The sequence below is a fragment of the Herbiconiux sp. 320_LB genome (genome assembly GCF_059691755.1).
In genome coordinates this window covers 508,749-522,018 of record NZ_JCAWAD010000003.1, presented here as the reverse complement: position 1 = coordinate 522,018, position 13,270 = coordinate 508,749, and the positions used below count along the sequence as shown (strand labels likewise).

Genomic DNA, 13,270 nt, shown 5'->3' with positions numbered 1-13,270 from the left:
GGCTCGCCGAGGTCCGGGTCCTGCGGGCCGAGGGGCGTCAGAGGAACGCGACGAGCAGCACCAGCGCCGCCAGCACGACCTGCCCGACGAGCCGCGGCCAGAACGGGATCGCCAGGGCCCCGAACTTCTCCCGGCGCCCCGCGGCGTAGGCGTTCGCTGGGAAGACGCAGGCCAGGAACACGACAAGCGCGACCCCGGCGGCGATCCGCGTCGGCGGGAACAGCAGCCCCAGCCCACCCGCGATCTCGCACACCCCGGTGATGTAGACCAGGGTCAGCGGGGTCACCCGGCCGTCCGGCCGCAGCCACGGCGGGATCATCGCCGCCATGGTGCGCGCCGAGCGGGGCACGAAGTGATTCACGCCCATCCCGATGAACGCGACGGCGATCAGGATGCGGAGGATCGTGATGACGACATCGAGCGTCACAGAGCCGGTAGCGGAGTCCATCCCCTCATTCTCGCTGCACTACAGTTGAGAAGTTCCCCCGCCGAAGAACCGAAGGACCCGTCTCGTGTCGAAGCCGGTCGTGCTGATCGCCGAAGAACTCTCTCCCGCCACCGTCGACGCCCTCGGGCCCGACTTCGACGTGCGCTCCGTCGACGGCACCGACCGGCCGGCGCTGCTGGCCGCGCTCGCCGACGCGAACGCGATCCTCGTCCGCTCCGCGACCAAGGTCGACGCCGAGGCGATCGCGGCGGCCCCCGCGCTGCAGGTCGTCGCCCGGGCCGGAGTCGGCCTCGACAACGTCGACATCAAGGCGGCCACCACTGCCGGGGTGATGGTGGTCAACGCGCCCACCTCGAACATCGTCTCGGCCGCCGAACTCACCGTCGGCCACATCCTGAGCCTCGCCCGCCACATCCCCGCCGCCCACGCCGCCCTGGCGCAGGGCCAGTGGAAGCGGTCGGCCTACACCGGCGTCGAGCTGTTCGAGAAGACGGTCGGCATCATCGGCCTCGGCCGCATCGGCGCCCTGATCACCGCGCGCCTGCAGGCCTTCGGCGTCAACGTGATCGCCTACGACCCCTACGTCACCGGCGCCCGCGCCCAGCAGCTCGGCGTCACCCTGGTGACCCTCGACGAGCTGCTCGAGCAGAGCGACTTCATCACCATCCACATGCCGAAGACGCCCGAGACCACGGGCATGATCTCGGACGAGCAGTTGGCGAAGATGAAGCCCACAGCGTTCATCGTCAACGTCGCCCGCGGCGGCCTGATCGACGAGGATGCGCTCTACCGCGCCCTGACCGCCGGCACCATCGCCGGTGCCGGGCTCGACGTCTTCGTCTCCGAGCCGCCGAAGGAGTCGCCGCTGCTGGCGCTCCCGAACGTGATCGTCACCCCGCACCTCGGCGCCTCGACCGACGAGGCGCAGGAGAAGGCCGGCGTCTCGGTCGCCAAGTCGGTGCGGCTCGCGCTGTCGGGCGAACTGGTTCCGGATGCGGTCAACGTCGCCGGCGGGGTCATCGACCCCTACGTGCGCCCCGGCATCCCGCTGATCGAGAAGCTGGGCCAGGTCTTCTCCGGCCTCGCCGAGAGCCCGCTCACCAGCATCGACGTTGTGGTCAAGGGTGAGCTCGCCGACTACGACGTGAGCGTGCTGAAGCTCGCCGCGCTCAAGGGCGTCTTCACGAACGTCGTCAGCGAGAGCGTCTCCTACGTCAACGCGCCCCTGCTCGCCGAGCAGCGCGGGGTCACCGTGCGACTGATCACCGACCCCGTGTCGGAGGAGTACCGCAACGTCATCACCCTGAGTGGCGCGCTGAGCGACGGCTCGCAGATCTCGGTCTCCGGCACGCTCACCGGCACCAAGCAGATCGAGAAGATCGTCGAGATCAACGGCTACGACGTCGAGGTGCCGATCGCCGAGCACCTCATCGTCATGCTCTACACCGACCGGCCCGGCATCGTCGCGGTCTACGGCAAGGAGTTCGGCGACGCCTCGGTCAACATCGCGGGCATGCAGATCGCCCGCCACGAGGCTGGCGGCAAGGCGCTCAGCGTGCTGATCGTGGACTCGCCGGTGCCCGACGGGCTGCTGGAGAAGGTGCGCACGACGATCGAGGCCGACGTGATGCGAGAGATCGACATCACGGCCTGAGGCTCGAGTCATCGAGCCGGTCTCCCAGGACAGTAATCTGGGGGCATGGCTCGAACGATTGAACTGGCACTCATTCCCGGGGACGGGATCGGACCCGAGGTCGTCGCCGAGGCGGTGAAGGTGCTGGATGCCGTCACCCCGGCCGACGTGGAGTTCGTGAAGACGACGTTCTCGCTCGGGGCGGGCCGGTACCTCGAGACCGGCGAGGTGCTCACCGACGAGGATCTGGCGGCGATCGCCGCGAACGACGTCATCCTGCTCGGCGCCGTCGGGGGAGTGCCGGGCGACCCGCGGCTGAAGGACGCCAACATCGAGCGCGGGCTGCTGCTCAAGCTGCGCTTCTCGCTCGACCACTACGTCAACCTCCGCCCGACCGTGATCTACCCGGGCGTCCCGTCGCCCTTGGCCGAGCACGGTGAGGTCGACTTCGTCGTCGTCCGCGAGGGCACCGAGGGGCCCTACGTCGGCAACGGCGGGGCCATCCGCGTCGGCACGCCGCACGAGGTCGCCAATGAGGTGTCGGTGAACACCGCCTACGGCGTCGAGCGGGTCGTGCGCGATGCCTTCGCCCGGGCCGCCGCCCGCCGGGGCAAGCTCACCCTCGTGCACAAGACCAACGTGCTCACCTTCGCCGGCGGACTCTGGAAGCGGATCGTCGACGAGGTGGGGGCCACCTTCCCAGAAGTGGCCGTCGATTACCTCCACGTCGACGCCGCGACCATCTTCCTGGTCACCGACCCTGCTAGATTCGATGTCATCGTCACGGACAACCTCTTCGGCGACATCCTCACCGACCTCGCCGGCGCGATCAGCGGCGGAATCGGATTGGCGGCCTCGGGCAACATCAACCCCGACGGCACGTATCCCTCGATGTTCGAACCGGTCCACGGATCCGCACCCGACATCGCAGGTCAGAACAAGGCCGATCCCACGGCGGCGATCCTCTCGGTCGCCCTGCTCCTGGACCACCTGGGGCTCGCCGACCCGGCCCGTTCCGTTCGCGACGCCGTCGTCGCCGACATCGCGACGCGTGCCGGCCGCAGCCGGACCACGAGCGAGATCGGCGACGCGATCGCCCAGGCCGTCGCCCGCGCGGCGGCCGGCCCCGCATCCCCTTCAGCACTCTGACGGAAGACAGATCATGACCATCGCAGACAGCACCACCTTCCCGCTCCAGTTCGAGCTCACCCCGACCCAGGATGCGCGTGCCGAGGCCGAGCGCGAGGTCATCCTCGCCGACCCCGGGTTCGGCAAGCACTTCACCGACCACATGGTCCGGATCGACTGGAGCGTCGAGGAGGGCTGGCACGATGCCACCGTCATCCCCTACGGCCCGCTGATGCTCGACCCCTCGGCCGCCGTGCTGCACTACGCCCAGGAGATCTTCGAGGGCCTGAAGGCCTACCGGCACGCCGACGGCGAGATCTACACCTTCCGCCCCGAGAAGAACGCGGAACGCCTGCAGCGGTCGGCCCGCCGCCTCGCGCTGCCCGAGCTCAGCACCGAGGACTTCGTGGAGTCGATCCGGCAGATCGTCGGCGTCGACGCCGGCTGGGTGCCGAGCGCCCCCGAGACGAGCCTGTACCTGCGCCCCTTCATGATCGCCAACGAGTCCTTCCTCGGTGTGCGGCCGGCGCAGAAGGTCAGCTACTACGTGATCGCGAGCCCGGCCGGGGCGTACTTCCCGGGCGGGGTGGCGCCGGTGTCGATCTGGCTCTCGACCGAGTACTCCCGGGCCGGCCGCGGCGGCACCGGTGCGGCCAAGTGCGGCGGCAACTACGCCGCCTCGCTGCTGCCCCAGCAGGAGGCCTACGAGAACGGCTGCGCGCAAGTGCTCTTCCTCGACGGCGAGACCGGCGAGCACATCGACGAGCTCGGGGGGATGAACGTGTTCTTCGTGCACCAGGGCGGCACCATCGTCACGCCCCGGCTCACCGGCACCATCCTCGAGGGCATCACCCGCGACAGCATCATCCAGCTGGCGAAGGACCGCGGGCTCCGCGTGGAGGAGCGGGACGTCTCCGTGGCGGAGTGGCGCGACGGCGTCGAGTCCGGTGAGATCACCGAGGTCTTCGCCTGCGGCACCGCCGCCGTGATCACCCCGATCTCGACGCTCAAGTCGCCGGACTTCACCATCGGCGACGAGAACGCGCCGGCCGGGGAGCTGACCATGTCGATCCGCCAGGAGCTCACCGACATCCAGTACGGTCGCATCCCGGACCGGCACGGGTGGCTCACCAAGCTGAGCTGAGTTTGTTTTTTGCCGCGCCGGTCCCTGCCCGGCGCGGGCGACATGTTCGCGTGCCGTCGCGGATTGCGGCCTTCGGTCGTGATCCGCGGCGACGCGCTCACCTTGGGTCGGGTGGGAGCGGCCTGTCGCCTTCGGTTGGGCCCGCTGTGCAGCGCTCAAGCGCCGCCGCCGTAGGGTGGGGGTATGAAGATCGCACGGTTCAGTCATCGGGGGGCCATCAATTTCGGGATCGTGGACGAGGACGCGCTCGTCGTGCTCAACGGCGACCCGATGTTCGCCGGGTTCGACACGACGGGGGAGCGCGTGCCGCTCGACGAGGCCACCCTGCTGGCCCCGGTCATCCCGCGCTCGAAGGTGGTCTGCGTCGGCAAGAACTACGCCGACCACGCCGCCGAGATGGGCGGCGAGGCCCCGGCCGAGCCGCTGCTGTTCCTGAAGCCCAACACCTCGGTCATCGGCCCCGGCGACCGGATCGTGCGACCGCCCCAGTCGAACCGTGTCGACTTCGAGGGAGAGCTCGCCGTCGTGATCGGATCCGTCGCCAAGAACGTGGCCGCGGCCGACGCCGCGGGCGTGGTCTTCGGCTACACGATCGCCAACGACGTGACCGCCCGCGACCTGCAGAAGACCGACGGCCAGTGGACCCGGGCCAAGGGCTTCGACACCTTCTGCCCGCTCGGTCCGGTGATCGAGACCGAGTTCGACCTCGGCGCCGGCACCGTGGAGACTCGGCTGAACGGCGTGCTCAAGCAGAGCGCTCCGCTGACCGACATGATCCACTCGGTGCCCGAGATCATCGCCAACGCCTCGGCCGTGTTCACCCTGCTGCCGGGAGACGTCATCCTCACCGGCACGCCGGCCGGGATCGAGCCGATGGAATCGGGCGACACCGTCGAGATCGAGATCGCCGGTATCGGCGTGCTCGCCAACCCCTTCGTCTGAGCTGAGCTGAGCTGACCTGACCTGACCTGACCTGACCTGAGCTGACCTGATCTTCAGTTCTTCGAGGTGACCTCGGCTGCGAACTCCAGGGCGTCGAGCGCGCCCGCGATCGAGTCGATCTGCTCGGGGCTCAGCTCGTCGAAGAGCGTGAGCACGCGCTCCGCGCGCTCGGCGCGGGCCCGCAGGATCGCCTCGGCCCCCGCCGGGGTCGCGGAGACGAAGAACGAGCGCCCGTCGTCCGGATCGGCCGAGCGCACGACGAGCCCCTTGGCCTCCAGATCGGCGAGCAGTCGCGTGATCGTCGGGGCGGCGACGCGCTCGGCCCTCGCCAGGTCGCCGGGCCGGATCGGGCCGTTGCGCACGATCGTCGACAGGGCCGAGACCTGACCCGGGGTCAGCTCGCTGGTAGCGCGGATGCTGCGGTTGAGGCGGCCGAGCGACAGCGCCAGTCGCGCGGCGATCTCGGCACGGTCGGTGCGAGGGTCTGAGGTCATCGGGACAGGCTTTCGGTACCGGGGGCGGCGGACACGGTCGAGTCTGGCACATCGGCTAACTTCTTGTAGAGAATGAACGATCTACGGCAGGATCGTCGGGTGACCTCCGGCGACCCGACGCGTGCGTGGCGCGGCTTCGAGCGGGGTGAGCGCGCCTACCGCCGCATCGTGGTCGCGCTCTTCGCCGCCGGCTTCGCCACCTTCGCGCAGATCTTCGACGCGCAGGCCGTGCTCCCGGCGCTCCGGAACGACCTCGGCATCCCGGCGGCGACCGCGGCGCTCACCGTCTCGGCCACCACCGTGGGTCTGGCCGTCTCGGTGCTGCCCTGGTCATCCCTCGCCGACCGGATCGGCCGCACCACCGCGATGAAGCTCTCGCTGCTCGCGGCCACGGCGCTCTCGCTCGCGGTGCCGCTGATGCCGAGCTTCGAGGCGGTGCTGGTGACCCGGGGGCTGGTGGGGCTCGCCCTCGGCGCCGTGCCCGCGGTCGCGGTCGCCTACCTCGCCGAGGAGCTCCACGGCGCCTGGGTCGGGGTGGCCGCCGGCACCTACGTCGCCGGCAACACGATCGGCGGCATCGCGGGCCGCCTGGTCGCCGGCCCGCTCTCCGAGGTCGTGGGCTGGCGGACCGGTCTGCTCGCGGTGTCGGTGCTCGGCGCCGTGGCCGCCACCGTGTTCTGGCTGCTGGTGCCCGAGCCGCGTGGCTTCGTGCGGGAGCGGGTCGCGACGCAGCCGCTGTCGTTCCGCATCCTGTTCTCGCTGCGCGATCCCGTGCTGGTGGCGCTGTACGGCCTGGGCTTCCTGCTCATGGGCGCCTTCTCGGTCGTCTACAACTACCTCGGATTCCACCTCACCGGGGCGCCGTTCGGGGTGCCCGAGACGCTGGTGAGCCTGCTGTTCCTGGCCTACCTCGCCGGCACCGTGGCGAGTCGGGTCTCCGGCGGTCTGGGCGGCCGGATCGGGTACCTGCGGGTGATCCTCGGCGGGATCGGGGTGATGCTGCTCGGCGTGCTGCTGATGTTCAGCGACTCGCTCGTCGTGGTGGTGATCGGGCTGGTGGTGTTCACGGTCGGCTGCTTCAGCGCGCATCCGGTCGCCAGCGGACTCAGCGGCCGCTGGGCGCAGCTGGGCCGAGCCCAGTCGACGGCGCTCTACCAGCTCTCCTGGCTCGGCGGCACCGCCTTCTTCGGCTGGGCCGTGGGCGTGGTCTACGACCGGCTCGGCTGGCCGGCGACGCTTGCGACCGTGATCGGGATGTGCGTGGTGGCGGCCGTGATCGCCGCCGTCGGGCTCGGGTTGCTCCGCACCCGTAGACCGGTTCCGCCCGGCTGACCAGAATGGAGACATGACCGTGCGTGAATTCGAGATCCTGATCGAGGCCCCCGCCGAGCGGGTCTGGCAGTCGCTGACCTCCCCGGAGTACACGCGCGAGTGGTGGTTCGCCAACACGGTCGAGTCGACCTGGGAGGTCGGCGCGCCCATCCGGTACCTGGGCGAGGACGGCCTGCCCGACATCGTGGGGGAGGTGCTGGTGCACCGGCCCCCGCACCACCTGGCGACGACCTTCCAGCCGGTGTGGTCGAAGGAGGTCGAGCAGCACGACGGCACCCGGGTCGACTGGCGGCTCGAGCGGGTCGACGACGTGGCCGACGACGAGAGCACCCTCGTGCGCCTGACCCACACCGGGGTGGTCGCCGGCAGCATTCTCGACCGGGAGACGGACCCGGGGTGGGAGTATCTGCTCGAGAGCCTGAAGAAGTCCGTGGAGCGCGAGAAGTCCGTCGAGCGAGAGAAGTCCGTGGAGCGCGAGAAGTCCGTGGAGCGCTGAGCCGGGTCTGGTCTTTCGCGGCTGCGATGTGTACGCTGTTCACATTGAACTCGGGGCCGAGGGGAATACAGTGGCCGGTTCCGCGTTCACTCTCTCCGTACCCGTGCACGTCCGATAACCCCGGCCGCCGATCGACGACAGGATTCCCCCCATGACCGACGCCACCACCGAGCGACGCAACAAGCTCGTCATCAATCTGCTCCTCGTCTCGGCGTTCGTCGTCATCCTGAACGAGACGATCATGGGTGTCGCGATCCCGCACCTGGTCACCGACCTCGGCATCACCGAGGTCGCCGCCCAGTGGCTGTCGACCGCGTTCATGCTGACCATGGCGGTCGTGATCCCGGTCACCGGCTTCTTGCTGCAGCGGTTCAACACCCGCCCGATCTTCATCGCGGCCATGTCGCTGTTCAGCCTCGGCACCCTGATCGCGGCCTCCGCACCCGGGTTCGAGATGCTGCTGATCGGCCGCGTCGTGCAGGCCAGCGGCACGGCGATCATGATGCCGCTGCTCATGACCACGGTGATGACGCTCGTGCCGCCGGCGGTCCGCGGCCGCACGATGGGCAACATCTCGATCGTGATCTCCGTCGCCCCGGCGATCGGCCCGACCATCTCCGGCGTGATCCTCAGCACCCTCTCGTGGCGCTGGATGTTCATCCTGGTGCTGCCGATCGCGCTCGGCGCCCTGCTGCTCGGCATCATGCGGGTGAAGAACGTGACCACCCCGCGCGAGGTGCCGATCGACGTCGTGTCGATCATCCTGTCGGCGTTCGGTTTCGGCGGGCTCGTCTTCGGGCTGTCGAACCTCGGTGCCGCGGCCACGTGGATGACCGCGGGTCTGCCGCTCGTCGTCGGCGTCGTCGCCCTGGCCGTGTTCGTGCTGCGCCAGATGCGGCTCCAGCGCCGCGACCGTGCCCTGCTCGATCTTCGGACCTTCACGTCCGGCACCTTCACGGTCACGATCCTGCTGATGGCGGTGAGCATGCTGTCGCTGTTCGGCACGATCATCGTGCTGCCGTTCTACCTGCAGGACGTGTTGCAGCTCGACTCCCTCTCGACCGGTCTGCTGCTGCTGCCGGGCGGGATCGTGATGGGCGTGCTCGCGCCCTTCGTCGGGCGGTTCTACGACAAGCACGGGCCGCGCGTGCTCGTGGTGCCCGGTTCGATCATCGTGAGCGGTGTGCTCTGGGGCCTGACGATGGTCACCGAGACCACGTCGGTCTGGTTCGTGCTGGGGGCGCACGTGGCGCTGAGCGTCGGCCTGGCGCTGCTGTTCACCCCGCTGTTCACGGCCGGCCTCGGGTCGCTGAAGCCCAAGCTCTACTCACACGGCTCGGCCGTCGTCGGCACCGTGCAGCAGCTGGCCGGCGCCTCGGGCACCGCGCTGTTCATCGCGGTCATGGCCGGGGTGTCGGCGACCCAGCAGCAGGCGGGCGTCGCCGAGGTGACGGCCACGGCCGCCGGCGTCCAGGCCGCGTTCCTGTGCGGCGCATTCATCTCGCTCGCCGGGGTGGTCGCGGCGTTCTTCGTCAAGCGGCCCAAGGAGGGCTCGGTCGACGAGGGCGAGCTGCAGGAGGCCGGCGGCGAGGGCGGCGCGGTCGAGGGCATCCCCGTCCACTAGAGCGGCAGTTGCGCGCCCCGCGGCCGGTTCAGCCGGCGTTCGCGGCGTCGATCTGGGCCATGTGGAGCTCGGCCCAGTCCCGCAGGGCGGCGATCGGCTCAGTGAGTGAAAAGCCCAGAGCCGTCAGTCGGTAGTGCACCCGCGGCGGGGTGGTCGTCTCGACCCGCCGGGCGACGAGCGTGTCGCGCTCGAGGCTGCGCAACGTCTGCGCGAGCATCTTCTGCGAGACGCCGGGCATCCGCCGCTTCAGCTCGGCGAATCTCACCTCGCCCGGATACTCGTCGCCGAGCACCTTCACGGCCATCGACACCCACTTGCCGCCGATCCGGTCGAGCAGCTTCCGGGTCGGGCAGTCGGGGCTGAAGAGATCCCCGCGGTGTTCGGCGGGCCCCGTGGGCACCGTCAGGTGACCAGGTGTGTCGAAAGTGCCGTCTTCCGCCGTCATCGCACGCTCCTTATCGTTGGCTGGTCACCAATGGTAACCACCGAGGAGCATCGTGGACGCACCGATCTTGAACGCACCGGACCTGAACGCACCGACCCTGAGCGCGCAGGCCCTGAACCCTCAGGCCCTGTACCTGAACACCGTCACCGCCAACGGCACGACGTTGAACGTCGCGAGCGGGGGCGAGGGCCCCGCCGTGCTCCTGATGCACGGCTTCCCCCATACCTGGCGGGTGTGGAGCCCGATCCTCGACGGGCTCTGCGCGGGGCACCGGGTGATCGCCCCCGACCTCCGCGGTCTGGGAGACAGCGCCCGTGCCGCGGACGGGTACGACGCCCTCAACCTCGCCCGCGACATGCAGGGTGTGCTCGAGGCGTTCGGTGAGACGTCGGCCGTCGTGATCGCTCTGGACGCGGGGGCGCCGCCGGGCTTCCTCCTCGGGCTGGAGCATCCGGAGCTCGTGGATGGTCTCGTATTGATCGAGTCGACCATCGGGCGCCTTCCCGGCGCGGAGGAGTTCTTCCGCGCCGGACCCCCGTGGTGGTTCGGATTCCACGCCGTGCCGGGCCTCGCGGAGTCGGTGCTCATGGGGAACGAAGGGGCGTACATCGACTTCTTCCTCCGCATCGGAACCGCGGACGGGACGGGCATCGACGCCGACATCCGGGACGCGTTCGTCGCGGCCTACCGGAGACCCGACTCCCTCCGCTGCGCCTTCGAGTACTACCGGGCGATGCCCACCAGCGCTCAGCAGATCGAGGAGGCGGTGCGGCGTCGTCGGCTCACGGTTCCCACCTTGGCGGTCGGCGGAGCCGTGGTCGGCGAGGCCACCGCCCGGCAGCTCGGCCCGATCGCCGACGATCTCACGAGCCGGGTCATCGCGGGCAGCGGGCACATCGTGCCTCTGGATGCGCCCGAGGAGCTGGCCGGCCTCCTGCATCGCTTCCTCGACGGGCTCGATGGAAAAGCGGGTCAGGCGGCTCGGGCTATCAGGCCTCGGGCGTAGTTCGCGCGGTTCTGCAGTTCGTAGAGCTGGGCGGCCGGGTTGTAGCCGACGGGTTCGGCCGACTGGTAGGTGAAGGCGCCGTTCACCACGGTGATCTGCATGAAGCCCGAGACCCGGTTCTCGCGGGCCAGCAGGAACAGCAGGCTGAACAGGAAGATCACGAAGAAGCCGACGATCGTGCAGACCACCGCCCAGGTGGGCGTGACCCGGTCGACCCGGGACTGGTCGGCGATGTAGACCTGGGTGCCGGCCAGGGGCACGGTGCCCTGCGGGGTGATCAGCCAGTGCTCGGTCATCGTGATGTCGCCGAAGCGGACGAGCGGCTGTTCGGTGGCCGGCGGGCCGGACTGTTCCAATGACATGACGGTCGATCTCCCCGGGTGACGCGCGGCACTGCGGTCGCAGCACCCACTCGACCCTATCGGGGAGCTCAGGTGACGGGCGAGAGCAGCACGGCCAGCCCGGCGACCGTGACGCCGCTGAGGTTCAGCACGATGCCGACCCGGATGCTGAACACCTTCTGCGCGTAGGCCTGGTCGAGCTCGAAGCCGAGCACCGGGCAGCCGGCCCAGACGAGCAGGGCGAGCCCGAAGCCCGCGACGACCGCGCCCACCCAGAAGGCGATCGCGAACGGGAAGGGCAGTTCGAACGGACGCCAGCCGGACGCGATCAGCGGTCCGAGGGCGAGGGCGGGGGCGATCATCGCCGACGCCGTCCAGATGGTGCCGGAACGCATGATCCGCTGCACCTCGACGGCGCGGGTGGTCACCTGATCGGCAGTAGTGGTCGCGAAGTCAGTCACGATTCCCAGTTCTACTCCCCGTGGTGGCCGGGAGCAATGCCGATCGTTGATTTAGATCAAGCAGTTTTCGCAGCCCCACCTCACTGGTACGAGATGAAGTCCGGCACCGGGCCCACCTGGGTCATCGTCTCCTGCGGAGTCAGCATCGGTGCGTCCTCGTCGTAGAAGTTCTTCCACCCCCACGCGATGCCGGCCGGGGCGCCCTCGTGCAGGGCGTTCCAGGTGGCCTGCTTGTCGGGCTGGGCGCCCTGCCCGTCGACGTGGATGAGGTACTCCAGCTCCGGTCGCGACAGATCCAGCGACGCCCGGTCGCCCACCATCGAGGTGCGGAACTGGTGCAGCACGAACATCTTCGGCGGCAGCGCCTTCTCCTGCACCAGGTCGGCGAGCCAGGTCGCCACGGACTCGACCTCGGCGCGGCCGACCGTGCCGATCTGCTCCAGCGGCACCTGATCGGGACCGAGCCGCCACTCGGGATCGAGGGCGAGCCCGACCCCTGGGTACTCGAGCAGCTTCTGGTACAGCTTCGCCTGGGTGAGGAAGTCGGTGCGCCCCGGCTGCAGGTCGAGCACGACCGCGACCCCCGCGGCCGCGGCGGCCTGCACGTAGGGCTCCAGCGCCGAGACGTCGCGCTCGTTGGAGTAGTCGCCGTCGTCACCGGCGTCTCCTGCTGCCACGGTCGCGATGATCTCGAGCGTCGGCACGACCGGTCGGTCGGAGTAGGGCTCGTACGAGCCCGCGAGCTGCTGGGCGCGCGCGATGGTCGCGTCGACGCCCTGCTCGCCGAGCACGCCGAGGACCGGCGCATCCGGCGTGCCGTAGATGGCGACGTAGCGGTGGTCTTCGAAGAGGCCGAGCCCACCGCCGGGCACCTCGGCACCCGAGCGGGCGACCTGCACGATCCAGTCGGCGGAGGCCGGGGAGGGCACCCCGGCGGCGAAGCCCTGGCCGAGGAGGAGGACGTGCGGGGCGTCGGAGGAGCGGAGCCCGTCGAGGAGTTCGGGGGAGTCGAGCAGGCGCGCCGGCACGGTGGGCATCGTGGTGACCTCGACGCCGGCGGCGCGCGCGGTCGCCACGGGAGCCGTGGCCGCGCCGTCCGGCGCTGCTCCGTCGGCCAGGGCGACCGTGTCGGTCAGCGCGGGCGCGGGCTCGGGCCGGTCGGCGTCGGTGAGCGAGGCCTCATCGGCGAGGGCCACGACCCGGATGCCGGGGTCGAGCGGGTCGAGGGTAGCCGTGCCGGCGAGGAGAACCGTACGCACACCGAGCCGGCCGAGTTCGTCGGTGACGGTCGACCAGGATGCCGAAGCCGCCTCCGGGGCGAGCAGGAGGGGCACGTGCAGGCGCTCGCTCGCCTGTGCGCCCGCGTCGCGGGCGGCGTCGTCGCCCTCCGGCGCGACGACCACGAGCGGGGAGGAACCGAACAGCGTCGCGCTCGCCTGGACGGCGGCGGAGACGGGGTCGGCGGCGGCGAGGACCGTGGTGGCGTCGGCCGGGGATGTGGTCACCACGCGCGCGTCACCGGCATCCGCCCCCGGGCTCGGAGACGCGCCGCCCATCGCGACGCACGAGCTGAGCAGCAGGCTCGCGGCGAGTGCGGTGGTCACGGTCAGGGCCCGGGTCGATCGCGTTCTCGTCATCACGTCGAGGCTACGCGAGCCCTCGGACATCGCAAGTGTCGGCGGGGCGGCCTAGTTTGGACGGAGAGCGGAACGACGGGTGCCGCGCCGAGCACTGGGGCACCGAGCACTGCGGCGAACGAGCACCACGACGAGCACG

Annotated in this window: 14 protein-coding genes; 8 read left to right on the top strand and 6 right to left on the bottom strand. The window is 70.1% G+C overall.

What is annotated here, in order from left to right; all coding sequences use genetic code 11:
* Window positions 1-37: 37 nt before the first annotated feature.
* On the bottom strand, window positions 38-448 hold the full coding sequence (locus tag AC59HU_RS10380; protein WP_497223307.1) for a DoxX family protein: 411 nt from the start codon (window positions 446-448) through the stop codon (window positions 38-40).
* Window positions 449-512: 64 nt separating this feature from the next.
* On the opposite strand from AC59HU_RS10380, the gene serA reads away from it, so the two are divergent.
* From serA to AC59HU_RS10360, 4 genes are all read left to right on the top strand, one after another.
* Window positions 513-2,102 carry a phosphoglycerate dehydrogenase gene (gene serA / locus AC59HU_RS10375; protein ID WP_497223306.1) on the top strand — a complete coding sequence of 530 codons (1,590 nt, stop codon included), beginning with the start codon at window positions 513-515 and terminating at the stop codon, window positions 2,100-2,102.
* A gap of 45 nt (window positions 2,103-2,147) precedes the next feature.
* Window positions 2,148-3,230 carry a 3-isopropylmalate dehydrogenase gene (locus tag AC59HU_RS10370; protein ID WP_497223305.1) on the top strand — a complete coding sequence of 361 codons (1,083 nt, stop codon included), beginning with the start codon at window positions 2,148-2,150 and terminating at the stop codon, window positions 3,228-3,230.
* 13 nt (window positions 3,231-3,243) lie between these two features.
* On the top strand, window positions 3,244-4,353 hold the full coding sequence (locus AC59HU_RS10365; RefSeq protein WP_497223304.1) for a branched-chain amino acid aminotransferase: 1,110 nt from the start codon (window positions 3,244-3,246) through the stop codon (window positions 4,351-4,353).
* 183 nt (window positions 4,354-4,536) lie between these two features.
* A complete protein-coding gene (locus AC59HU_RS10360) occupies window positions 4,537-5,295 on the top strand; it encodes a fumarylacetoacetate hydrolase family protein (RefSeq protein ID WP_497223303.1) in 759 nt (252 codons plus the stop codon).
* Between the two features lie 53 nt (window positions 5,296-5,348).
* On the opposite strand, the gene AC59HU_RS10355 is transcribed toward AC59HU_RS10360, so the two are convergent.
* Complete coding sequence (locus AC59HU_RS10355; RefSeq protein ID WP_497223302.1) at window positions 5,349-5,789, bottom strand: MarR family winged helix-turn-helix transcriptional regulator; 441 nt, start codon at window positions 5,787-5,789, stop codon at window positions 5,349-5,351.
* A 99-nt stretch (window positions 5,790-5,888) separates the two neighbouring features.
* Here AC59HU_RS10355 and AC59HU_RS10350 point away from each other — a divergent pair, with 99 nt between their 5' ends.
* The 3 genes from AC59HU_RS10350 to AC59HU_RS10340 all read left to right on the top strand — a co-directional run bounded on the left by AC59HU_RS10350 (window position 5,889) and on the right by AC59HU_RS10340 (window position 9,241).
* Window positions 5,889-7,121, top strand: a complete 1,233-nt coding sequence (locus AC59HU_RS10350; RefSeq protein WP_497223301.1) for an MFS transporter — start codon at window positions 5,889-5,891, stop codon at window positions 7,119-7,121.
* A 13-nt stretch (window positions 7,122-7,134) separates the two neighbouring features.
* Window positions 7,135-7,617, top strand: a complete 483-nt coding sequence (locus tag AC59HU_RS10345; RefSeq protein WP_497223300.1) for an SRPBCC domain-containing protein — start codon at window positions 7,135-7,137, stop codon at window positions 7,615-7,617.
* A 151-nt stretch (window positions 7,618-7,768) separates the two neighbouring features.
* Window positions 7,769-9,241 (top strand): MDR family MFS transporter, encoded by a 1,473-nt coding sequence (locus tag AC59HU_RS10340; protein ID WP_497223299.1) that lies wholly within the window; start codon window positions 7,769-7,771, stop codon window positions 9,239-9,241.
* A gap of 28 nt (window positions 9,242-9,269) precedes the next feature.
* Here the strand turns inward: AC59HU_RS10340 and AC59HU_RS10335 are convergent, their stop codons facing one another.
* Window positions 9,270-9,686 (bottom strand): winged helix-turn-helix transcriptional regulator, encoded by a 417-nt coding sequence (locus AC59HU_RS10335; protein ID WP_497223298.1) that lies wholly within the window; start codon window positions 9,684-9,686, stop codon window positions 9,270-9,272.
* Window positions 9,687-9,738: 52 nt separating this feature from the next.
* On the opposite strand from AC59HU_RS10335, the gene AC59HU_RS10330 reads away from it, so the two are divergent.
* Window positions 9,739-10,692, top strand: a complete 954-nt coding sequence (locus tag AC59HU_RS10330; protein ID WP_497223297.1) for an alpha/beta fold hydrolase — start codon at window positions 9,739-9,741, stop codon at window positions 10,690-10,692.
* On the opposite strand, the gene AC59HU_RS10325 is transcribed toward AC59HU_RS10330, so the two are convergent.
* The 3 genes from AC59HU_RS10325 to AC59HU_RS10315 all read right to left on the bottom strand — a co-directional run bounded on the left by AC59HU_RS10325 (window position 10,659) and on the right by AC59HU_RS10315 (window position 13,131).
* Entirely contained in the window at window positions 10,659-11,054 is a 396-nt protein-coding gene (locus tag AC59HU_RS10325) for a hypothetical protein (RefSeq protein ID WP_497223296.1), read from the bottom strand. The genes AC59HU_RS10330 and AC59HU_RS10325 overlap by 34 nt on opposite strands.
* Before the next feature lie 68 nt (window positions 11,055-11,122).
* Window positions 11,123-11,494, bottom strand: a complete 372-nt coding sequence (locus AC59HU_RS10320; RefSeq protein ID WP_497223295.1) for a hypothetical protein — start codon at window positions 11,492-11,494, stop codon at window positions 11,123-11,125.
* An 80-nt stretch (window positions 11,495-11,574) separates the two neighbouring features.
* Window positions 11,575-13,131: a hypothetical protein gene (locus AC59HU_RS10315; RefSeq protein WP_497223294.1), complete on the bottom strand. Its 1,557-nt coding sequence runs from the start codon at window positions 13,129-13,131 to the stop codon at window positions 11,575-11,577.
* Window positions 13,132-13,270: the final 139 nt, after the last annotated feature.